Here is a 21,613-nt window from a genome sequence, read left to right as displayed (position 1 = left end):
TAAAATCCCCCGCTCGTAAGGGCGTGCCGGTTCGATTCCGGCTTCGGGCACCATAAATATCAAGGGCTTGCATGACATATGTCATGCAAGCCCTTATTTTTTGTGCCGTGGAAATGTTTTCCACGCTCCTGACTGGCCATTCCGTCACCGTCTGGTGTTTGTAAATCCACTCCTTTCTTCAGCGTCGACTGCATCCATCAGCGAGTAAGCGTTTCCGGCGCCATCACCCACACACTACAAGGCATTTTGTACAACAGATGCTCGACCGTACTGCCAACCAGTCGGGCGATTCCTCGATGGGTGACGCGGCCCATTACGATCACATCGATGTCGTAAGCATCGGCATAGCTGGAAAGCACCTTGGCGGGATCGCCCACAATCATGTGCTGGTTTTCTGCCGGAATGTTGTTACGTTCAGCCAGCGCCTGGAAGGCTTCGCCTTGGGCCTCGAACAGTTTCTTGGCTGCGCTGGAAGAAAAGATCGCGGACGCGTTATTGAAGCCGAACTCGGCAGCGCTGATCGATGACAGGTCGTGGGCATAAATCACGTCCAGGCCGCCATTGCAGATACTGGCCAGTCTTGCTGCTTCGCGCAGGATCCGATCGTTGAGGCCCTGGTATTGGCCATCACGATGGAAGGGGTCGACCGCCGCGACGATTCGGCGTGGCAGAGCGTGTTGAACCTGGCTGACAAAATGCAGCGGCACCGGGCATTCGCGCAACAGGTGGATGTCCAGCGGGGTGAACATCAGTCGCGACAGAACTGATTCGTGCTCCAGAGCCTTTATAAGGACAGCCATCGGCTGTTCTTTCAAATGAATGAGGATTTCCTTCAAAGGATTGTCCACCCAGACGACCTCGGTGGTGACGGTCACCCCGATCTTGCGCAGCGGCCGGGCCTGATCTTCGAGCCATTGATGATGGCGTTCGACATAGCCCAGGCGCATCTGCTCCAGGGCTTGCTCGTTGACCATTCCTGCGGTCGCCAGGCCCTCCAGATAATCAAACGCGACAATATGCAGTGCGGCATCCGACGCTTTGGCCAGTGCGGCGGCGCGGTCGAACGCCGGACTGTTTTTCATCAGCGGCGACACGACCAGCATGAAACGCGATTGCTCAGACATGACAGGACTCCCGTGGGTGGTCACCCAGGCATTGCGCTGCATGCCTGGAATCAGTGAGTAGTGGGGCATGCGCTTATCCTGGAGCGAGCCAGCAGGGCGGGGTTGATATTTATCAACCAGACATCAGCGCGTGGTCGTGAGCGGATGTACGGTCGAGCAAGACCACTGATCCTCGGATAGTTGACCATTATCAACTACGACCCTGCCGCCGCGGCTCAAGCTCTGCTCTGCACTCACCTGTCGGCGGAGGGAAAGCCATCATGGCCACCATGAAAGCCGCAATATTCGTTGAAAAAAACCGCATCGTGCTCGATGACAAGCCGATTCCCGAGGTCGGGCCGCTGGATGCGTTGATCCGCGTGACCACCACAACCATTTGCGGCACCGACGTGCATATCCTGCGCGGCGAATACCCAGTGGCCAGAGGACTGACCATCGGCCACGAACCGGTCGGCATCATTGAGCGATTGGGCTCGCAAGTACGCGGTTTTGTCGAAGGGCAGCGGGTGATCGCCGGGGCCATCACCCCCAGCGGGCACAGTTACGCGTGCCTGTGTGGCTGCGGCTCGCAGGACGGCCCCGACACCCGGCACGGCTTCAAGGCCATCGGCGGCTGGAAGTTTGGCAACACGATCGACGGTTGCCAGGCCGAGTACGTGTTGGTGCCGGATGCACAGGCCAACCTGTGCCCGATCCCCGATGAGTTGAGCGATGAACAGGTGCTGATGTGCCCGGACATCATGTCCACCGGGTTCTCGGGGGCGGAGCGCGGCGAGATCGCCATCGGCGACGCTGTCGCGGTATTTGCATTGGGCCCGATCGGCCTCTGCGCCGTGGCCGGAGCACGCCTGAAGGGCGCCACCACGATTATCGGTGTCGACGCGGTGGCCGAACGCATGGCCATGGCGCGTCAACTGGGCGCGACCCATACCGTCAATTTCAAGGACGGCAATGTGGTGGAGCAGATCATGGCATTGACCGATGGCCGTGGCGTGGATGTGTCCATCGAAGCGCTGGGCACCCAAGGCACGTTCGAGTCGGCATTGCGGGTGCTGCGCCCGGGCGGGCGTTTGTCCAGCCTTGGGGTGTATTCCAGCGATCTGCACATCCCGCTCGGTGCGTTTGCCGCGGGATTGGGCGATTACAGCATTGTTTCCACCCTGTGCCCGGGCGGCAAGGAACGCATGCGTCGACTGATGGCCGTGGTGCAGAGCGGCGCCGTCGATCTGTCACCGCTGGTGACTCACCGTTTCAGACTGGACGACATCGAGCAGGCGTATGAGTTGTTCGCTCATCAACGCGACGGAGTCATGAAAGTCGCAATCACTCCTTGAAAGCACCTTGGCGTGCCGCTGAAACCGGGGTTTCCATGAACATCAAGATCACTGAAAAACACGCTCCCCACGGCTGGGTCGTGCACATGGATGACTGGGATGTGGGCTTCAGGAGCCTCAAGGCTGCGCAGGAATTTGTCGAGGTGCTTGAGGCCCGTATCAACGCCCCTCACGAGTGGCCGAATGCGTTTGCCCAGCCGTTGCCAGCAAGGCCGGCAACGGCTCGCCGCATCAGCGCAAGCGTTGAATGCTCGCCATAAGCCGAGCAGGGTGCGCAAACCCTGCGGGACGCTACCCATGAATGAGGTTTTTGATCTGTCCGGCGCCGCTGCGGCGTTGGGGATCGGCATGCTCATTGGTCTTGAGCGTGAACGGCACAAGGGTACTGGCGATGCGCGACACTGCGCCGGCTTGCGCACGTTCGCCATTACCGCGCTGCTGGGATATGTCGCGCTACAAGTCGGCGGTGGCCTGCTGCTGGGGATCATCGCTGTCTGTGTCACGTTGCTGACCAGCGTCGCGTACTGGCGCAGTCAGAGCGACGATCCCGGGGTGACCAGCGAGGTGGCGTTGATCGCGGTGCTGGTCCTGGGCGCGTTGTGCGCAACCGCGCCGGCGCTGGCCATTGCCCTTGGTGTGGTGATCGCGGGCCTTCTGGCGTATCGCCAGGCGCTGCATCACTTTGCCAACAGCCAGTTGTCAGAAACGGAAATGCGTGATGGCCTGATCCTGCTGATCGCAGCGCTGGTGATACTGCCTTTGGCACCGGACCGATATATCGGCCCGTACGCCGCGATCAATCTGCGCACGATTTGTACCGTGACGGTGTTGCTGATGCTGGTCGGCGCGTTCGGCCACATTGCCGTGCGCGCCCTGGGCTCGCGCTATGGCTACGTCATCAGCGCGATTGCATCCGGCTTCGCCTCCAGTACCGTAACAATCGCGACCATGGGCCAACGCCTTGCCCTTGAGCCGGACAACATCCGCATCCTCAGCGCGGCGGCGATTTTTTCCAATCTCGCGACGGTGATACAGATCGGCCTGATCCTGACGATGGTTGATGCGGATCTGCTGAAGAGTTTATGGGCGCCACTGCTTTTCGGCTTGATCGCTACGTTGTTGTACGGCGCCTGCCTGATGTTCCCCGACCCCACGCGAGGGAGCCGCAGCAAGCCGGTCGACACGGCAGGGGCGTTCAATCTGAAACTCGCGGTCATCGTGACACTGACCCTTACCGGCATCACATTCATCTCATCGGCCATGCTCAGCCACTTTGGTCAGGCAGGCTTGTGGCTGACCGCAATGCTTTCGGGCTTTGCCGATGCGCACTCTGCCACAGCGTCCATCGCCAGCCTGGCCAAGGCGGGCCAGGTGCCTTATGACTCGATAGCGGTGCCAGCGCTGATTGCCGTCAGCAGTAACTCGGTGAGCAAATGCGTGGTGGCGTGGGTCAGCGGCGGCAGGCGTTTCGCTGCCTGCGTGATCCCGGGCCAGGTATTGCTGACCTTGGCCATGTGGGCGGGCAATGTACTGTTTTGAGCGCAATCGGTGCTCTTGCTGACAAAGATCAATCTGCCAGTGGCCACAGCATTCACCTTGAAGACTGTTTCTCCTGGCTGGCCGCATGCCGAGGTATCCCATGTCACAGACTCCGCGTTTACTGTTGATCGCTCCTTCAGTCATGGAGCGCACGCCGGCGTTCGAGCGCGCGGCTGCCCTGGCCCAGGCCATGCAATTGCCGTTGCACATCGTGGCCTTCGACTACATGCAGGCGCTGGCCGTGGCAGGGCTGTTTGCCCCCGAGCAGATCCGCCTCGCCCGCGATGGTTATCTGCGCACTCACCGGCAGTGGCTCGCAGAGCAGGCTTCATTGCTGGCGAGGCATCAGATCATGGTCACCAGCGAAGTGATGTGGGTCCAGGATCCCTTCGCCGAGATCCTGCAGTTCATCAACGAAATGCCGTTGCTATTGATCATCAAGGATGTGCAGCACGAGTCCGTGCTGGAGCGTATTTTCTACACCCCGCTGGACTGGCAATTGTTGCGCGATTGCCCGGTGCCGGTGCATCTGGTGACCGACGACACCCATCCGCGCCCACGCCGTGTGCTGGCCATCGTCGATGTCTTGCGCAGCGAAGAGCAGGACTGCGTATTCAACGATCAGATCATCGATGCCGCCGCCCAACTCGCCGCGCAGTGCGATGCCAGTCTTGATGTGGTGCATGTTTACGACTGGACGGCGGTTTACGCCACGGACCTGGGGTTCGGCGCATTGCCGCTGGCCACCGGGATTCATGAAGCGCTGGGCACTGCGCAGCATGAGGCATTTACGGCCTTGGCCGAGCGCCACGGCGTGCCGGTCCCATGCCGGCACTTCATCGAGGGCCCACCGGTGCGCAGTATCTGCGGGTTCGCCATCAACAAGCAGATCGACGTCATTGTCATGGGCACAGTGCAGCACCACGGCTTGAGCAAGTTGTTAGGCACCACCGCCGAACAGCTGCTGCATCGGGCACCTTGCAGTGTGCTGGCGATCAAGCCGCAACCCACACCGCAATCCTGAGACACGATCGCCCCGAGGTGAATCGTTGGCCGACTCACCTCGGGGCGATTCATTTACAGGTCAAGACGATGAATGACCTGGCGTGCGTCGTCCGGATCATTGTGGGTTTCGAAGCCCAGGCTTTTGGCCAGATCGCGCATCGCCGCGTTACTGGCGGCATCGACCGAGTACATCTGGCGAAATCCGTTGTGGCGGGCCGCCTTGATCAAGTGTTCCATCAGCAACGTGCCCAAGCCCAAGTGCTGCCATTCATCGGCGACCGTCACCGCGCATTCGCATTGATGGGCGCCTGTGCCGGCATAGCGGCTGATGCCGATTTCGATCAACTTGCCGTTCTCGTGAACCAGTGCAATGAAGGCGGTGCGCTGTTTGTTATCGGTGTCCATCAACTGGTCGAGCAGAGCGGTGCCGGGTTCGCTGATCTGGGCGAGAAAACGCATGTGCCTGGATTCGGGCGACAGGCGCTTGATGAAGTCGTATTCGCGCAGGCGATCCTTTTCCGTGAGCGGCCGGATCAATACATGGCGGCCGTCCTTGAGCGCCTCAATCCAGTATTGACCGGAAACCGCTGCAAAAGCGGCCACGGCCTGATCGTTGTGGTCTTTGACGGTGAGCATGGTCATTCTCCATCCGGTTCGAAAGGCTGGCGGACGGTGAAAAAGCGTCCGCTTGCCTTCCTTCTACGCGGTTGCCCATGGCGACATCTGATCTACATCAGACGCCTCTTTCATTGACCCGGGCTTGATGTAAATCAACGCCGGGCAAGGGCGAGCGGGCGCAGTCTTGAAGCCTGCCGGCCCACAGCGCCGGTGCCGAGCGGAGGTGTGTGATGGGCCAATATGAACGTCTGTTGCTGGTCGCTGACCAGACGCTGCATCAATCGGCGGCGATGCTGCGTGCGATCGCGCTGGCCAAGGCGAGCGGGGCGGTGCTGGATGTGCGGGCCTTTGTTTCGCCGGTGCCGATCACCCATCTGTGGGAGGAAAAAATCGATGACGTGGATGCTCAGCGCTATCAGCGGCGCTACCGGCGCTGGGTGGCCGATGAGCTCGAGCAGCTCAGCAACCAGGGGCTGGACGGCACCGTTGACGTGGTCTTCTCCAGCCATCCGCTGCTGGACATCCTCAAGACCGTCCATGTGCTCAAGCCCGACCTGTTGATCAAGGACGTGCGACTGGAACCGGCGCTCAAGCGCGTGTTCATCACGCCTCTCGATTGCCACCTGCTGCGTGAGTGTCCGATCCCGGTGCATCTGGTCAATCAGATTCGCTATGCGTTGCCGCATCGTGTCGTGGCAGCCGTGGACCCGTTCGATCCGGATACCCAAATCAGTGGCTTGAACGACGTGATCATACGGTCGGCGAACGCTTTGGCGTTGCAATGCGACGTGCCGTTGCACCTGCTCTGCGCCTACGATTTTTCCGCTGCCTTCAACGGCGATGCACCAATGGTCAACGGTGGCTGGAACGAAGATTTGGCGAACGAACTGCGTCAGACACTGCATCAGGCTTTTGTCGCCCTTGCCGATCGCCACGGTGTGCCCCCTGAGCGTCGACACTTCGTCATGGGCCAGCCAGTGCAGGTCATCAATGAGTTCGTCGAGCAGTACCTGGCCGACGTGGTGGTGATGGGCACGGTTCATCGCGTGGGCATCGAACGCGTGATCGGCAGCACCACCGAGCGCGCCTTGTATTCGGTGCCGGGGAGCATTCTGGCAATCAAACCAATGGTCGCGGGATGAGCACAATCACCCGCTTCGGATTCATCCAGCGTAAACCTGGCAGGGCTCAATGACTCTGGCGGTTGCAGCCGGACACCATGTGCTTGAGGCCGTCCATGTTGTGGATTCTCACGTCGCGCGCGGTGATTTCCACCAAACCCTGATCGCGCAAGTGGGCAATGCCGCGGCAAATGGTTTCCAGACGCAGCCCAAGGTAGGAGCCGATTTCTTCGCGGCGCATTTTCAGCACGAACTCTTTCGAGGAATAGCCACGGGAGCTGAGGCGTTGTGAGAGGTTGAGCAGGAAAGCCGCCAGGCGCTCATCGGAGTTCATGTTGCCCATGAGCATCAACATGCTGTGGTCGCGCACGATTTCCCGGCTCAGCAGCTTGTTGAGGTTGTGCTGCAGGGATGGCAGGCTTTGCGCGAGTTTTTCCAGCTGTGCGAAGTGAATAGGACAGACTTCGCTGTCTTCCAGCGCATACGCAGTACACGCGTGTTGATCGATGCTGATGGCGTCCAGCCCGAGCATTTCGCCGGGAATATGAAAACCGGTCACTTGCTCGCGGCCATCGACGGAGACCACGCTGGTCTTGAACGAGCCTATTCGCACTGCGTACAGCGAGCGTAGCGGGTCCCCGGTCCGGTAGAGCGCGGCACCTTTCTTCACCTTGTATCGCTGCACGATCAGCGTGTCGAGCCGCTCGACCTCCGGGCCCGTCAAACCAAGCGGCAGGCATAACTCGACCACACTGCAGTTGGAACAGGCAGTTTTGAGAATCGGGGGGGGCGAGTGGGCTTCAAGCATGGATTAGCAGCCTCCAATGAGTGTGATAAGCATAGAAGTCTTCGCAGCGCATGTACTTTTCGTTTGGCGTGTCAGCGTGATTACGGACGAACGGCGGGGAGGGAACTCACAGAAGCGTCGGGCTCTTCGCCGCTCTTGTATTGCAGGGTTAATGGGGAGACTTGATGCATATCAAGCGTGGCGGTTGGCAGAGTTGCAGAATCGTCCGATGGCGCTGACTGGAAACACTCGTGATGTTCAGGCTCAAACGCATTCTGTTGATCGCACCTGCCGAAATGACCCGCACCCCGGCGTTTGATCGCGCCCAGGCACTTGCTCGGGCCAGTGGCGCGTTGCTGCACATCGTGGCGTTCGATCATGTCCAGTCCCTGGCGTTGGCCGGCCTGATCGACCACGACGCCATGGCGCAAGCGCGTGAAGGCTATTTGCAGATGCATCGCCAGTGGCTGGAACAGCAGGCCCGGTTTCAACGTGGCGCTGGCGTGCAAGTCAGCACCGAAGTGGTCTGGGCCAGGGCCACGCCGGCGCATGTGCTTGAGTACATCAATGACTTTCATGTCGATCTGGTGATCAAGGACGCTCACCATGTTTCAGCGCTCAATCAAACGTTTCATCCGCCATTGGACTGGCTATTGGTACGAGATTGTCCCGCCTGCGTGCATCTGGTCACCGAGGCAGCGCATCCGAAACCCTTGAAGATCCTTGCGGCCATTGACCTGTCGCATCTCGAGGATCTGACCCAAGGGCTCAACGACCGGATACTCGGGGTTGCATCGACATTGGCGTCGAAATGCGATGCATCGTTGCACTTGTTGAACGTCGCCAATTGGTCGGTGGTAGGTGATGCGGCGATGAGCGTGCCGAACTTGAGCCTGGACCACAGCTTGTGCGATGCGATCAACGATACTCAGCAAGAAGCGTTCGATACGCTGGCCGAGCGCTATGGTCTCGATGAACAGCACAGCCACCTGCTCTCAGGTGTCCCGTACCGGGTGATCGAAGACTTTGCCCGGCAGAACGCGTTCGACCTGCTGGTGCTCGGCATCTGTCACCATCGAGCGCTAGACGGCTTTATCGGCGGCACGGCCGAATGCCTGATGAACCGGGCTCCTTGCAGTTTGATGATGGTCAAGGCAATGCCTGCCAAAGCCTGACCGGTCATCGCAGCAGTTGATGGTAATCGGTTGGGGGTAATCCATCAGTGACTGCGCCCGCCGTGTGCGTATTGCCATTGTTGCCAGGCGTGCCGATATTTCTCATCGGCGCGTTTCTTCGCTTCGCTGAACTTGTGCATGGTGTCTGGAGAAAACGGCTCTTCAACGACGGCATAGGCCTGGTCGCTGAGTCGATCCGCTTCGTGAAACAGAGCGCAACTGTCACCGCTTCCGTCGCGGACGCAGGCAGTTGTCATGGCTGGATCATTGATGACCATATCGTGAACCTCGCAAAGCAAGAATGAGGGTGGGTTGCGGACCTGTCACCCTGTGGCCGCATCTGTAACTTTCACGCGTTCGAGCAGCTTGTGACTGTCCCTGATCCGAGATGCGGGCGCAGCCGAGTCATGACTCTATTTCGATCCAGTTTGTCGTCGCAGCGATTGATCCAGATCAATGTCGCTCGCCAGTTTCATCGCCGCTTTGTCGGTTTTCCAGGCGCTTGCGCAAGGGTGGTGGACAAGCCTCGATATTCAGGTTTTTCAGGGGAAGGACGCGCACCAGGGGCCTTGCATATGACATTTATCAAGGAAGTCGCCGGGCTATGGCGCAACCTCGATTGACGTTGTTGTCTGATTCTTTCGGCCCGGTTCAGCTGCGAGTGACATGAGCGCAGACGTCCATCTCTCTGGAGACAAACATGAGCCAATATCAACACTTGTTGCTGATCATCAACCCGGCCCTGCGCCATTCCCCGGCGATAAGCCAGGCCGCCGCCCTGGCTAAAGCCAGCGGCGCGTCGCTGCACATCGCAGCCTTGATCAAATGGTGGGATTTCCTGTCGCTGCTGGAGGAAGGGGATCGGGCAAGGGCCCGTGCGGCCTATTTGCAGGACCATCACGAGTGGCTGGCAAGCCAGGCCGCCAGCCTGCGAGGCGAAGGTTTGCGGGTGACGACCGAGGTTGGCTGGTCCGAAGACATCAAACGGGAGATCCTCGATCACGTCACCGTGAACCAGCCCGATCTGCTGATCAAGGAAGTGCAGCACGAACCCTTACTCAAACGCGCTTTGTTTACCCCATTGGATTGGCAGCTGCTGCGTGATTGTCCGGTGCCGGTCTACTTGTTGGGCGCTGCTGGCCCGGGTCTGCCGCGCAAGGTCGTAGCGGCCGTAGATGTAGCTGCAAGCGAAGATGATGGGGGCGCTCTCAATGACCGGATCGTCGAACAGGCCACATCCTTCGCCACTCAGTTTGGTGCAGAGTTGCACCTGTTATATGCCTATGACGTCTCGCAAAACTATCTGGATGAAGTGGTGAACAACTGGACGGTTTCGGAATTGATGAATGCCCGGCGCCAGGAACTGCAAGTGCATTACAGCGCTTTGGCGAGGAAATTCGGTGTGATGGCCGAGCACAGGCATAGCAGGGAGGGACATCCCGTGGCGGCGATCAGTGAGTTTGCCGATGAACACGATGTGGACGTGATTGTGATGGGCAGGGTTCAACGTCACGGGCTGGAAAAACTGCTGGGAAGTACCACCGAACATATTCTGTACCAGGTTCCCTGCAGCGTACTGGCGGTCTAGAACGAACAACGGTGCGCCTTGCCGAACAGCCCCTTGCCGACTTGTCGACAAGGGGCAGCTGCTCGAAACTTACTCGCCTTTGATGGGCTGAGGTGATAACCCTTGCGCTTCTGTTCATGGATAATTTCGAGCGAGATGATCGTCGTTCCACAACAATCACGAGGCGTTTCCTATGATCCGCGACACCGCTGTAACCCGTTATGGAAAACTCTCAATCATCCTGCACTGGCTGATGCTGGCGTTGTTCGTCGGGGTGTATGCGTGCGTCGAAATCAAGGGCTACCTGCCCAAGGGCAGTGAGGGGCGCAGCATGCTGATGGGCCTGCATGGCCTGTTTGGCGCCAGCATCTTCGCCTTGGTGTGGATTCGCCTGATCGGCCGCCTGACTCCGCGTCCGCCGATCATCCCCAAGCCACCGGCGTGGCAGACCGCAATCGCGCACCTGACACACCTGGCGCTGTATGGATTGATGATTGTCACACCGCTCCTCGCGTGGCTGATGCTCGCGGCGGGCGATAAGCCGTTTCCGTACTTCGGTTTCCATGTGCCGGCGCCGGTGGCTATTGATCCGGACCTGGCCAAACAACTCAAGTACTGGCACGAATGGATTGGCGGTGCCGGCTACTGGCTGATCGGCCTGCACGCGCTGGCGGGGCTGTTCCACCATTACTGGGTGAAGGACAACACGTTGCAGAGGATGTTGATTGCGCGTGCCCGCTCTTGAAGCAAGAATCTTGCGCTGTTCGTCTAAGGGAATGTTCGCCGCAACTCAAGCGCATGGCTGCGGTGGAGCTGAAAATCCGGAACTGCCAGCCCTCGCCGATGCCGAAATAGCATCGACAACGAGGGCAAAGCCATGACTGAAGAAAAAACCGAAGTGCCGCAAGAAGTACCGGATCAAACAACCCCGGCACATTCCACCGAAGAAGAGCGCGAGCGCTTGAAGGACTTTAACAAGGACGGTATCCCGCCGGGCAGTTGCTGATCAGCGGTCACCGTGGCTGCGTCACCAGTTCCCCGCTGATCGCATCCATCATCGCCGGATGCTCCTCAGCGGCGACGCGCAAATCCTCGGTGACCCGCAACTCCGCACCCGTCGGCGAATAGGTGGCTGCCGCCGTGAACGGTGCGGGGTTGGCCGGCACCGGGCGTTTGCCACGGCGCCAGAAGAAAAAGCTGACCATGCTCAGATTGACCACTGCGAAGACCCAGAACAGGCCGTTGGCGCCGAACGAGTTCATCACCGGCGAGATCATCATCGGGCTGATGGCCGAGCCCAGCGAGTTGATCAGCAGCAAACCCTGAATCATCGGCACCAGCGCTTCGGCCGGGGCGCGGTCGGCCGCGTGGCTGACGGCCACCGGGTACAGCGCGAAGACGCCGCCACCGAGCAGAAACAGCATCGCCGCGAGCATTGTCGAAGACAGCGGCAGCAGCACAATCACCAGTGATAACGCGGTGCACGCCACCGTCAGCAGCGTCAGCACCTGCAAGCGATCGGTGCGGTCGGACCAGCGTCCGACTGGATACTGCAGCAGCATCGCGCCGAGAATCGTCCAGGCCATCATGCTGCCGACTTCGCCGACGTCCAGACCTCTGCGTTGCAGATACAGCGGCAACAAGGTGTAGATCGCCGCGATGGTCACGCCCGAACCGAAACAGCCGACCAGCCCGGTCGGCGTCACGCCCAGCAGTTGCCGGGGCTTGAGTGGCTCGACCTGATCGAGCAGCGGCGAGACGCGCGGCAGGATCACGATCGGCAGCACCGACAACGCAGCGAGCATGCCAGCGACCATGAACGGCGCGCTGTCGCTCATGCCGGTGATGGTCCCCAGCGTCGCCTGGCCCAGAACGCCAGCGCCATAAAGCACGATCATGTACAGCGCGAGCAAGCGCCCGCGAATCTTCTCGTCACCGGCCAGCAGCAGCCAGCTTTCGATCACCAGAAACACACCGACCGTCGCCCAGCCGTTGATCAGGCGCAGGACCAGCCAGCCCCAGGTGTCATAAAACAGACCTTGCAACAGGATCGTCACGGCAATCAGCGAGGCGAAGCTGCCGTAGGCACGAATATGGCCGATGCGCAGAATCAGCCGGTCGTTGAACACCGCGCCCAGCGTCAGGCCGATGAAATAGGCCGACGAAACAATTCCGATCATCGTCGCCGAGGCGCCGGCGGCGTCCAGGCGAAGGGTGGTCAGGGAAGACAGAAAACCGTTGCCCAGAGCAATAATGAACAGCCCGAGCAGGGGCGCCAGCGCCATGGCCAGCAAACGCGGAGACATAAAAACCTCAAGAAATCGAACAGCGCAACGTGCGCCTCTGCGCATGCGGTTGCCAGGCTGGAACAGGTGTTGTGCAAATGTCTGCCGATCGGGCAGGGCGGTGGCGTCGGACGACATGGCCAGCCCTGCAAGTTCGCGTCTGTGACCAGACGCGCGCTTGCAAGAGCGCGCGGGATTCTACGGCTTGCGCAGGATTTGCCAATAGCTGAAGGCTGCGACGTTAGGACGCAGGCAATTTCGAAGTCGAAGAGGAGGCTGAAAACCCAACATCGAGCTCAGCTCTGACAAGGGCCTGCCAGCGAAAGCTGACGCAGGCCCTTGCTCGTTTCAGCGCCTAAGTATGCGAAATCAACAAATCACTGATGATGCAGATCGAGCCATCCTCTGGCGGCGTGGCGTCGGTGTAGTCGATCTGGTTGTAGACCCCGCCGTGGAAATTGAATACCTGCGAATTCCAGGTTGAGTCGAGCTGCAAGTCACCTGATGTGCCGACAACGCCGTTGTAGTCGACAGTGACTCGAGCCACGCCGGCAGAGTTGGCGCGAATGGTGATCTTGAACTTCGCCCCCAACGGTACGCCCTTGAGCACCGTGGTGTTGACCGGGGTGGGCTGGTTGAAGCTCTGGCGGAAGCCCATGGTGATGTTGCCTTTCTGCCAGAACACTTTGATCACCGGGCCGTCGTCATTTTTCACATGCATCTGCGAGATAACGACTTTCTGCGCAGAGTTGACCTTGGTCACGGTCATTTCCTGATAGTTGAGGTGGTCAGCGGCGCTGCCCAGCGACCAGTAAAAGGATTCTTTCCATTCGCAGCGGGTGCGGTGAGTGCTCTTGCTCGAGGCGCCTTTGGTCGGCGCGGACAGTTGCAGCGATCCATCCGGTAGCACCGTGACGATGCTCGGGAACTGCGCAATGGCTTCGGCGCCGTTGAGCTCAAGTGCGACCGGATTGGTCGCCGAGACGGGAACCGGAGTGGAGAGGGTGAGATTGCTGATGTTTACGGCCATGGTTTGTACTCCTGACGATAAAAATCATTAGCGACCCAAGCCTTCGGTGGATTGGCACATCTGTCCGCGCGGACTTTCACCATCTCTTGGGCACAGCACCATGGCGGCGCAAGCGGCCGCCGCGAAAACACAAAGGGCAACGATTACGCCGGCAGCCTCCAGCACAGCGCCGAAAAGCGGGGTGCCAGCGGTCTGACCGAGCGCCAGTACCAGAAACGGTATGCCCAGTCCCAAGTCCGGACGATCCGCAAACAGGCGGATGCCTTGCAGCAGATAAACGCCCGAGGAAACGATATAGGCCGCGCCAAACAGGCACATTGCGATGAGGCCAGACCCGGCTGATATCGAGGCGGCCGACAGGCCCAATGTCCCGAGGGCGATCCCAGCCAGTGCCAGATGCTGAATACGCACGACACCGAATCGGCCGGTGAACACGCCCGTCATGCATCCGCTGATTCCCGCCGCACCCAGGACGATCCACGCCCATGCTATCGACTGATCTGAGAATCCAGCCTCGCTGCGCAGAATGTCGGCACCGAATGTCCAGATCGCCGTGCTCGCCAGGCCCATCAGGAAAGCGCTGGCGCACAAAGGCAGTACGCCGGGTCGACGCAGCATTGCCAGCGAGAAGTTCTGCGCGACGTCATGCTCGACCCGGCGCGGTAGCGCAAACCAGAGCCAGATCGTGACGCCGATGCCGATCAAGGCAAACAAGGCATACAGCTGGCGCCATTGCCCGGCTGCCAATATCGCCGCCAACCCGGAAAAAACGATGCCCGCCGCTGTCCCGGCATTGATAAAACCATTGGCTCGCGGGCGATCCGCATCATCAAGACGCGCTGCCACCGCACTGGCCAATGGCGGCGAAGTCAGACCCGTGCTCAATCCCGCCAGCGCCACGCCGCAGCCCAACGTCAGCCCCGACGAAGCGACAACCACCAGTCCCATGCCCAGCGTCGCAGCGGCGCCGGCCATCACCGTCAACCCACGCGGACTGACTTTGCCGTTGCAGGCAAACGTCGCAACGATGCCCACACAGTAAGCGGCAAAAGCGCTGCCTCCGATCCATCCGGCAGCGGTCACGCTGAGCGTCAGATCCTGACGAATCTGTGGCAGCAGCAGTCCATAGGCGAAGCGCGCCAGGCCATAGGACAAGGCGGTCAGCGCGAAGGCTGCTGCGACCAGATTGAGGCTGCGTCGATTGAGGCTCACGGGGAAATCGGATCGCTGGCAGGGAAGGTTTCCTCGACCGCCTGATCCAGTTTCGAGTCACTGACATTGCGCTCATCGGCCCCAAGGTTCTGCTCGCAATGGCAGGTCGAGGACGGGCAGGGTTGGCCCTTCGGGTGAAGATCCGCGCAGGCCTGACTGCAAAACTGCTTGCCGTCACGCTCGAAGGTTTGCTCGCCGCTGCATTTGCAGGTGCAGCCCGGGCAGGCGCAATCAATTGTTGAAGGATCGTTAGCCATGGGTTTCCTCCAGGTGGTCTGTAAAGGCAGTCGTTACCGATTCTGATAACCCGCCCCGCACCTGCGTTTGATGATTTTCCCCCACGCCCGATGAGTGGTAGAGCGCAGAGGGCGAGGGCAGTACGGCGTTCAACGCGAGGGAAAGATTCAGCGCCAGGATCAGCAGGATCGATACGCTGAAAATGCGCCGCGCCCAGACTTTCGCATTGGTGGTTCGCACCGGTCGCAACGTCAGATAAAACCAGTAGCCGCCCAGGCCAAGTACCACCAGCGGATAAGAAACATTGATAGCCGCAACCCAGCCCAATATCGCCGCGCTGATCAGGAACGCGACCATGTACAGGTTGATCTCGCGTCGTGCCTGTCTGAGCGTCAAGGTTGGCAATCCGGCGGCACGAAAGTCTTCATGGCGCATGACGGTGATCGCGTGGGAGTGGGGCATCTGCCAGCAGCAAAACACCACGATGAGCATCAGCGCCGTGGCATCGAAGCTGCCGGTCACGGCGCAATAACCGACCACCGGCGGCATGGCCCCGGACAGGCTGCCGACCAGCGTGCCCCAGTGCGAACGGCGTTTCATCAGGCAGGTATAAACGCCCGCATAAACCATCAGACCGACTGCCGCCATGGCGCAGGCCAATGCTGTGGTGCCGACCCACAGCAAACCGAAGCCGATCACACCCAGCACCGTCGCGTAGCAAAACGCACTGGGCAACGACACAGCGCGAACGGCCAGCGCCCGATGACAGGTGCGCACCATGCGCCGGTCGATATCGCGGTCGACGCAGTTGTTGATCACGCAACCGCAAGCGATGACCAGCGCGGTGCCGAGCAGGGCGGCCAATAAATGCGCCAGGGACACCGGGCGGCCACCGGCGGCAAGCAGATAGCCGCCGAACACCGAAGCCAGATTGCCGACGATGATGCCGGGCTTGGTCAGTTCCAGCCCGACATTCAGCGACAGCCGCCATTGCTTCAGTGCGCCAGCATGTTGTGGTGAATGCTGTCCATGATCCATAGCGAAAGCCCCACCAGCAGAAGAATGATCACCACCGAGAAGATCAGCGCTCTGAGGTTCCAGCGTTGCTCCTTGGCGGTGTCCAGATGCAGGAAATATTTGAGGTGGGCGAAGATCTGCACCACACCGAGCGCGACCACCACCCAAGCGGTGACGCTGCGTGGCAACGTCGGGTACATGACCAGGCCAAAGGGAATGACGGTCAGAATCACTGAAATAATGAAACCGACCATGTATGAACGACTAGTGCCATGGCTGGTGCCGGCACTGCTATGAATCGGACTCTGGTTATACATGTCACACCACCCCCAGCAGATAAACCACGGTAAATACGCAGATCCACACCACATCGAGGAAGTGCCAGAACAGGCTCAGGCAACTCAGGCGCGTGGTGTTGGTATTGGTCAGGCCCCGGCTGCTTACTTGCAGCATCAACACTGCCATCCACACCAGACCACTGAGCACGTGGGCGCCGTGGGTGCCGACGAGGGTGAAGAACGCGGTCAGGAATCCGCTGCGATCCGGCCCGTAGCCTTCTGCGATCAGATGATGGAATTCGTTGATTTCCATGGCGATGAAGCCGCAACCCAGCACGAAGGTGACGCCAAGCCAGCGCAGCACGTGGGCTTTGTCATTGCGGTTCATCGCCAGCATCGCGTAGCCGTAAGTGATGCTGCTGAGCAGCAGCAACGCTGTTTCGGCAAGGACGTAGGGCAATTCGAAAATGTCGACGGTCGAAGGCCCGCCAGCCACGCTGTCACGCAGTACGGCATAGCCTGCGAACAGCGTCGCAAACAGGATGCAGTCGGTCATCAGGTAGATCCAGAAACCGAAAATGCGCATCGAGCCCGCGTCTTCATGGCCATGTTCATGGCTGTGCGCGATGTCTTTATCCAGAACGATATTGGACATGTTCAAGCCTCCGCCAAGTCTTTGAGACGCGCTTTTTCAATCCGCGCCACTTCCTGCGCCGGGACGAAATAATCGATGTCTTCGTCGTAGCTGCGCACGATCATCGCTACCACAGAAGCGACCAGGCCGAAGATTGCCAGCCACCAGATATGCCAGACCAGGGCGAAGCTGCAGATCAGCGCGAAGACACTGATCACCAGGCCGGCGGAGGTGTTGCGCGGCATATGGATGGCGCGGTAGTCGGTGTGGCTGAGGGTGCTGACGCCGCGCTCCTTCATGCCCCAATAGGCGTCGAGGTCGTTAACTTTCGGTTGCTCGGCGAAGTTGTAGAACGGTGGTGGCGAGGCCGTGGCCCATTCCAGGGTGCGACCGTCCCACGGGTCGCCGGTGAGGTCGCGCAGTTTCGCGCGGTTGCGGATGCTCACGTAGAGCTGCAACGCCTGCGCGGACACGCCGCAAAGAATGATGCCGACGCCAAACAGTTCCAGCAGCAGCCACGGTTGCCAGGCCGGGTTGTCGAAATGGTTCAGGCGTCGGGTCATGCCCATGAAACCGAGCACGTAAGACGGCATGAACGCGAAGTAGAAACCGACCAGCCAGCACCAGAACGCAATGCGCCCGAGGCGGTCGTTGAGGCGGAAACCGAAGGCTTTCGGGAACCAGTAAGTCAGCCCTGCCATGTAGCCGAACACCGCGCCACCGATGATCACGTTATGGAAGTGGGCAATCAGGAACAGGCTGTTGTGCAGCAGGAAGTCGGCCCCGGGCACCGCCAGCAGCACGCCGGTCATGCCGCCGATACTGAACGTGACGATAAAGCCCAGCGTCCACAGCATCGGCGTTTCGAAGCGCACGCGGCCGCGATACATGGTGAACAGCCAGGTGAAGATCTTCACCCCGGTCGGCACTGCAATGATCATCGTCATGATGCCGAAGAACGCATTGACGTTGGCCCCCGCGCCCATGGTGAAGAAGTGGTGCAGCCAGACGATGAACGACAGGATCGTGATCGCAATCGTCGCCCACACCAGCGAGACATAGCCGAACAGGCGCTTGCTGCTGAAGGTCGCGGCGATCTCCGAGAAGATCCCGAACGCAGGGAGGATCAGGATGTACACCTCCGGATGGCCCCACGCCCAGATGAGGTTGACGTACATCATCGGGTTGCCGCCGGCCTCGTTGGTGAAGAAGTGCATGCCCAGATAACGATCGAGGGTCAGCATCAACAGGGTGGCGGTAAGGATCGGGAACGCAGCGAGAATCAGGATCGAGGTGCACAGTGCGTTCCAGGTGAACACCGGCATCTTGAACAGGGTCATGCCTTCGGTGCGCATCTTCAGGATGGTCACGAAGAAGTTAACCCCGGTTAACAGCGTCCCTATGCCGGATATCTGTAATGACCAGATGTAGTAATCCACCCCGACCCCGGGGCTGTAGCCGAGTTCGGAAAGGGGCGGGTAGGCGACCCAACCGGTGCGGGCAAACTCACCAACGCCCAGCGAGATGTTCACCAGTGCCGCACCCACGACGAACAGCCAGAAACTCAGCGCATTGAGGAACGGGTAGGCGACGTCGCGGGCACCGATCTGCAACGGCACGACGATGTTCATCAGGCCGACCACGAACGGCATGGCCATGAAGAAAATCATGATCACGCCGTGGGCGGTGAAGATCTGGTCGTAGTGTTCCGGCGGCAGATAACCCGGCCCGCCACTGGATGCCATGGCCTGTTGGGTACGCATCATGATCGCGTCGGAGAAACCACGCAGCAGCATGACCAGCGCGACGATGATGTACATGCAGCCGATCTTCTTGTGGTCGACCGAAGTAAACCACTCGCGCCAGAGGTAGCCCCACTTGCGCTTCCAAGTGACGGTGCCGACCAGGGCAAAACCCATCAGGCCGACGATAGCCAGGGTGTACATGACAATCGGCTCGTGCAATGGAACCGCGTCCCATGAAAGTTTCCCGAACATGATTTAACGCTCCTCGGCCAGCAGACTCGGTTGTTGATTGACGCGCACATCGTCGCTGTTGCTTTGCACCTGGGTTTCCTTCTTGCGCGGTGCTTTGTTCATTCCTTCGTACTTGTCGACGATGTCGAGAAACAGTCGCTCCTGCACAGCCGAGTAATAGGTGATCTTGTGCGCCACTGAAGGCTTGGCCAACTCGGCATAACTGGCTTGATCAAGTTGCCCGGGCGCCGCTTTGACTTTGTTGACCCACGCCTCGTAATCCGCGCCACTGAGTGCCAGGGTGCTGAAGTGCATGTCGGAAAAGCCGTGGCCGTTATAGTTCGCGGCAATTCCGCGATACTGGCCGATTTCATTGGCGATCAAATGCAACTTGGTCTGCATGCCGGCCATGGCATATATCTGCCCACCGAGTGCGGGAATAAAGAATGAAGTCATGGCCGCGTCGGAAGTGACGGTGAAACTTACCGGCGTATTCACCGGTATCGCCAGTTCATTGACCGAGGCGATACCCAGATCGGGGTAGATGAACAGCCATTTCCAGTCCGTTGCCACCACTTGCACATTGAGGTGCGGCACGTCGGAGTCCAACGGGCGATAGGGATCGAGTGCATGGGTGGTTTCCCAGGTCACCCAGCCGAGTACGCAAATAATCAGGAACGGCACGCCCCAGACCACCGCTTCGATCTTGTGCGAACTGGCCCAACGCGGCGAATAACGGGCCTTCTTGTTGGTCGCGCGGTAGCGATAGGCGAACAGGAAGGTCATGACGATGACCGGGATCACCACCAACAGCATCAGGCCCGTGGCGAGAATGATCAGGTCGCGTTCATCTCGGGCAACATCGCCCTTGGGGTTGAACACCACCAGATTGCAACCGGCGAGCAGAACGCTGGTAGCGAGATAGACCAGGCAATAGCTGATTGTTCGCTTCATACATGCTCCTGTTCTTTATATCGATCCTTGTTTTCTTCGGGCAACAGTTGGCCATGGACAGAAAACCCTGTTTCTGTACCGGCTAATCACGCTGGGCTGAATAACGAGTTGTACTTGAGCTCGCCTGGGCCTCGAACTTTTTGAATGAGCATTGCGGCGTTGGTTTTACAGAATGTTACGCAAGCTGACGAACGGTTGAACTAGCGAAACGGCGGGCGCGAATCAACGCGCTATGCTGAAAATGCCTCTTGGCAATCCTTGGAATTATTCCGCCAAAGGAAAGATCTTTGACGTGAGCGAGTTGAGTTCAGGAGTACGACATGTTCAAACGCGGCGAAACCTACAACAAATGGAAGGCGACGGAAAAGGCGGAAAAGTGCCATACCGAAGAAGTTGAAAACGGCTGTCATATCGAGGTGCGGGCACGGCAAGCCGATGATGGCGACGTCGAAATGTTCATCAGCGTTTACACCGCAACCGGCGAGTGCGCCTACGAGCGCATCAGGAAATTGCCCGGCGTGGAATGGGAAGTCGAGGACGCGCTTAAACGTGGCATCGATCAGGCAGAACGAATTGCCGGCGGCGAGTCCGGACGATTGTCCTGTGCCGATGCGCACGGCCATGAGAATGAGTGAGCGTGCGCAGCTTTCAATTGGCCTGGCGAACGTCAACCTGGCCGAGTTGATTGCACTGCCAGCGCCAGGCATCGGCGAGCATGCTGTGCAGTGAGCGGCTCGCCTGCCAGCCCAGTTCTTCGAGGGCTTTTTGCGGGTCCGCCCAGCATCGCGCGATGTCGCCGGGGCGCCTTGCTTCAATCCGCAAAGGGATCTTGATACCGGTCACTTGCTCGAAGGCGCTGACTACCTCCAGCACCGAATAGCCGCGCCCGGTACCGAGGTTCCAGATGCTCACACCATGGCGATCGCGCAAGGCGTCGAGCGCGCAGACGTGCCCGAGCGCAAGGTCGACGACGTGCAGATAATCACGAATGCCGGTGCCGTCCGGGGTCGGGTAATCGTTGCCGAACACTGACAGCTGCGCGCGCTGGCCACTGGCAACTTCCAGCAGATAGGGCAGCAGATTGTTCGGCGTGCTGGTGGGGGCCTCGCCGAGCAGGCCGGAAGGGTGCGCACCAATCGGATTGAAATAGCGCAGCAGGCCGATCGACCAGCGCGGGTCGGAACTGGCGACACTCTTCATGATGTTTTCCGACATCAGTTTCGACATGCCGTAAGGATTGGTCGGCTGGCCAGTGGCGCAGTTTTCGTTGATTGGCAAGGTGGCGCAGTCGCCATAAACAGTGGCCGATGAACTGAACACCAGATGGAAAACTCCGGCCCGGGCCATGGCTTGGCACAGCGTCAGGCTGCCGCCGACATTGGTGTCGAAATAGCGTAGAGGTTCACGCACGCTTTCGCCGACCGCTTTCAACCCGGCGCAATGCACCACGGCGTTGATCGGGTAGTCCCGCAACAGGTTGTCGAGCAGTCGTCGATTGCGTACATCGCCCTGGATGAACTCCGGTCGTTTTCCGGCCAGCGTACTGATGCGCTCGATTGCCGCGCGCTGGCTGTTGCACAAATTATCGAGGATCACCACATCCTCGCCGTTGCCCAGCCATTGCAGTGCGACATGCGCACCAATGTATCCCGCACCACCCGTAATCAAGATCATGCGCCCGCCCTCACAAGTGACGCCATCGGCGATGGCTTCGTAGATG

Annotated in this window: 24 protein-coding genes; 10 read left to right on the top strand and 14 right to left on the bottom strand. The window is 59.6% G+C overall.

The genetic code is table 11. The features are described 5' to 3' along the window. Nucleotides 1-197: 197 nt before the first annotated feature. On the bottom strand, nucleotides 198-1,124 hold the full coding sequence (locus D8U61_RS05980; RefSeq protein WP_130926582.1) for a universal stress protein: 927 nt from the start codon (nucleotides 1,122-1,124) through the stop codon (nucleotides 198-200). A gap of 260 nt (nucleotides 1,125-1,384) precedes the next feature. Here D8U61_RS05980 and D8U61_RS05975 point away from each other — a divergent pair, with 260 nt between their 5' ends. The 4 genes from D8U61_RS05975 (at nucleotide 1,385) to D8U61_RS05960 (ending at nucleotide 5,021) form a co-directional block, all read left to right on the top strand. Continuing rightward, nucleotides 1,385-2,458, top strand: a complete 1,074-nt coding sequence (locus D8U61_RS05975) for an NAD(P)-dependent alcohol dehydrogenase (protein ID WP_130926581.1) — start codon at nucleotides 1,385-1,387, stop codon at nucleotides 2,456-2,458. A gap of 35 nt (nucleotides 2,459-2,493) precedes the next feature. Beyond that, nucleotides 2,494-2,718 (top strand): hypothetical protein, encoded by a 225-nt coding sequence (locus D8U61_RS05970; protein ID WP_016774525.1) that lies wholly within the window; start codon nucleotides 2,494-2,496, stop codon nucleotides 2,716-2,718. Nucleotides 2,719-2,755: 37 nt separating this feature from the next. After that, nucleotides 2,756-3,997 carry a DUF4010 domain-containing protein gene (locus D8U61_RS05965; RefSeq protein ID WP_130926580.1) on the top strand — a complete coding sequence of 414 codons (1,242 nt, stop codon included), beginning with the start codon at nucleotides 2,756-2,758 and terminating at the stop codon, nucleotides 3,995-3,997. A gap of 100 nt (nucleotides 3,998-4,097) precedes the next feature. Further along, on the top strand, nucleotides 4,098-5,021 hold the full coding sequence (locus tag D8U61_RS05960; RefSeq protein ID WP_130926579.1) for a universal stress protein: 924 nt from the start codon (nucleotides 4,098-4,100) through the stop codon (nucleotides 5,019-5,021). A 53-nt stretch (nucleotides 5,022-5,074) separates the two neighbouring features. Here D8U61_RS05960 and D8U61_RS05955 read toward each other — a convergent pair whose 3' ends face one another. After that, nucleotides 5,075-5,638 carry a GNAT family N-acetyltransferase gene (locus D8U61_RS05955; protein WP_130926578.1) on the bottom strand — a complete coding sequence of 188 codons (564 nt, stop codon included), beginning with the start codon at nucleotides 5,636-5,638 and terminating at the stop codon, nucleotides 5,075-5,077. 212 nt (nucleotides 5,639-5,850) lie between these two features. Here D8U61_RS05955 and D8U61_RS05950 point away from each other — a divergent pair, with 212 nt between their 5' ends. Then, on the top strand, nucleotides 5,851-6,762 hold the full coding sequence (locus tag D8U61_RS05950) for a universal stress protein (RefSeq protein WP_130926577.1): 912 nt from the start codon (nucleotides 5,851-5,853) through the stop codon (nucleotides 6,760-6,762). A 46-nt stretch (nucleotides 6,763-6,808) separates the two neighbouring features. On the opposite strand, the gene fnr is transcribed toward D8U61_RS05950, so the two are convergent. Further along, a complete protein-coding gene (fnr, locus tag D8U61_RS05945) occupies nucleotides 6,809-7,549 on the bottom strand; it encodes a fumarate/nitrate reduction transcriptional regulator Fnr (protein WP_130926576.1) in 741 nt (246 codons plus the stop codon). A gap of 233 nt (nucleotides 7,550-7,782) precedes the next feature. Here fnr and D8U61_RS05940 point away from each other — a divergent pair, with 233 nt between their 5' ends. Continuing rightward, nucleotides 7,783-8,703, top strand: coding sequence for a universal stress protein (locus tag D8U61_RS05940; RefSeq protein ID WP_130926575.1), 921 nt, complete (start codon nucleotides 7,783-7,785; stop codon nucleotides 8,701-8,703). 44 nt (nucleotides 8,704-8,747) lie between these two features. Here D8U61_RS05940 and D8U61_RS05935 read toward each other — a convergent pair whose 3' ends face one another. Then, complete coding sequence (locus tag D8U61_RS05935; RefSeq protein ID WP_241663603.1) at nucleotides 8,748-8,960, bottom strand: hypothetical protein; 213 nt, start codon at nucleotides 8,958-8,960, stop codon at nucleotides 8,748-8,750. A 443-nt stretch (nucleotides 8,961-9,403) separates the two neighbouring features. Between D8U61_RS05935 and D8U61_RS05930 the strand changes: the two genes are divergently transcribed. From D8U61_RS05930 to D8U61_RS28205, 3 genes are all read left to right on the top strand, one after another. After that, entirely contained in the window at nucleotides 9,404-10,291 is an 888-nt protein-coding gene (locus D8U61_RS05930; protein WP_130926573.1) for a universal stress protein, read from the top strand. Nucleotides 10,292-10,463: 172 nt separating this feature from the next. After that, a complete protein-coding gene (locus D8U61_RS05925; RefSeq protein ID WP_130926572.1) occupies nucleotides 10,464-11,015 on the top strand; it encodes a cytochrome b in 552 nt (183 codons plus the stop codon). 132 nt (nucleotides 11,016-11,147) lie between these two features. Continuing rightward, the gene (locus D8U61_RS28205; RefSeq protein ID WP_024012797.1) at nucleotides 11,148-11,276 is read left to right on the top strand and encodes a hypothetical protein; all 129 of its coding nucleotides are present in this window, start codon (nucleotides 11,148-11,150) and stop codon (nucleotides 11,274-11,276) included. Nucleotides 11,277-11,283: 7 nt separating this feature from the next. Here D8U61_RS28205 and D8U61_RS05920 read toward each other — a convergent pair whose 3' ends face one another. The 9 genes from D8U61_RS05920 to cyoA form a co-directional block, all read right to left on the bottom strand. Next, on the bottom strand, nucleotides 11,284-12,621 hold the full coding sequence (locus tag D8U61_RS05920) for an MFS transporter (RefSeq protein WP_323167399.1): 1,338 nt from the start codon (nucleotides 12,619-12,621) through the stop codon (nucleotides 11,284-11,286). Between the two features lie 289 nt (nucleotides 12,622-12,910). Continuing rightward, nucleotides 12,911-13,585: a polysaccharide lyase family 7 protein gene (locus tag D8U61_RS05915; RefSeq protein ID WP_122507221.1), complete on the bottom strand. Its 675-nt coding sequence runs from the start codon at nucleotides 13,583-13,585 to the stop codon at nucleotides 12,911-12,913. Between the two features lie 27 nt (nucleotides 13,586-13,612). Then, entirely contained in the window at nucleotides 13,613-14,797 is a 1,185-nt protein-coding gene (locus D8U61_RS05910) for an MFS transporter (protein WP_130926571.1), read from the bottom strand. Next, on the bottom strand, nucleotides 14,794-15,054 hold the full coding sequence (locus tag D8U61_RS05905; protein ID WP_024012801.1) for a metallothionein: 261 nt from the start codon (nucleotides 15,052-15,054) through the stop codon (nucleotides 14,794-14,796). The genes D8U61_RS05910 and D8U61_RS05905 overlap by 4 nt, the downstream gene beginning before the upstream one ends. Further along, nucleotides 15,047-16,072: a heme o synthase gene (gene cyoE / locus D8U61_RS05900; protein WP_130926570.1), complete on the bottom strand. Its 1,026-nt coding sequence runs from the start codon at nucleotides 16,070-16,072 to the stop codon at nucleotides 15,047-15,049. The genes D8U61_RS05905 and cyoE overlap by 8 nt, the downstream gene beginning before the upstream one ends. Then, a complete protein-coding gene (cyoD, locus tag D8U61_RS05895) occupies nucleotides 16,030-16,368 on the bottom strand; it encodes a cytochrome o ubiquinol oxidase subunit IV (protein ID WP_130926569.1) in 339 nt (112 codons plus the stop codon). Before cyoD ends, cyoE begins: the two co-directional genes overlap by 43 nt. 1 nt (nucleotide 16,369) lies before the next feature. Next, the gene (locus D8U61_RS05890) at nucleotides 16,370-16,984 is read right to left on the bottom strand and encodes a cytochrome o ubiquinol oxidase subunit III (protein WP_110599448.1); all 615 of its coding nucleotides are present in this window, start codon (nucleotides 16,982-16,984) and stop codon (nucleotides 16,370-16,372) included. Nucleotides 16,985-16,986: 2 nt separating this feature from the next. Next, nucleotides 16,987-18,960, bottom strand: a complete 1,974-nt coding sequence (gene cyoB, locus D8U61_RS05885; protein ID WP_039760284.1) for a cytochrome o ubiquinol oxidase subunit I — start codon at nucleotides 18,958-18,960, stop codon at nucleotides 16,987-16,989. A gap of 3 nt (nucleotides 18,961-18,963) precedes the next feature. Further along, on the bottom strand, nucleotides 18,964-19,893 hold the full coding sequence (cyoA, locus tag D8U61_RS05880) for a ubiquinol oxidase subunit II (RefSeq protein WP_016774553.1): 930 nt from the start codon (nucleotides 19,891-19,893) through the stop codon (nucleotides 18,964-18,966). A gap of 320 nt (nucleotides 19,894-20,213) precedes the next feature. Here cyoA and D8U61_RS05875 point away from each other — a divergent pair, with 320 nt between their 5' ends. Then, nucleotides 20,214-20,528 carry a hypothetical protein gene (locus tag D8U61_RS05875; protein ID WP_122610461.1) on the top strand — a complete coding sequence of 105 codons (315 nt, stop codon included), beginning with the start codon at nucleotides 20,214-20,216 and terminating at the stop codon, nucleotides 20,526-20,528. A 13-nt stretch (nucleotides 20,529-20,541) separates the two neighbouring features. Here the strand turns inward: D8U61_RS05875 and galE are convergent, their stop codons facing one another. Further along, nucleotides 20,542-21,567 carry a UDP-glucose 4-epimerase GalE gene (galE, locus tag D8U61_RS05870; protein WP_130926641.1) on the bottom strand — a complete coding sequence of 342 codons (1,026 nt, stop codon included), beginning with the start codon at nucleotides 21,565-21,567 and terminating at the stop codon, nucleotides 20,542-20,544. Nucleotides 21,568-21,613: the final 46 nt, after the last annotated feature.

The sequence above is a fragment of the Pseudomonas sp. Sample_14 genome, from assembly GCF_004307515.1.
Classification (GTDB): domain Bacteria; phylum Pseudomonadota; class Gammaproteobacteria; order Pseudomonadales; family Pseudomonadaceae; genus Aquipseudomonas; species Aquipseudomonas atacamensis.
Note: the sequence above shows the minus strand (reverse complement) of the source record. Positions and strands in the feature narration are given on the sequence as shown.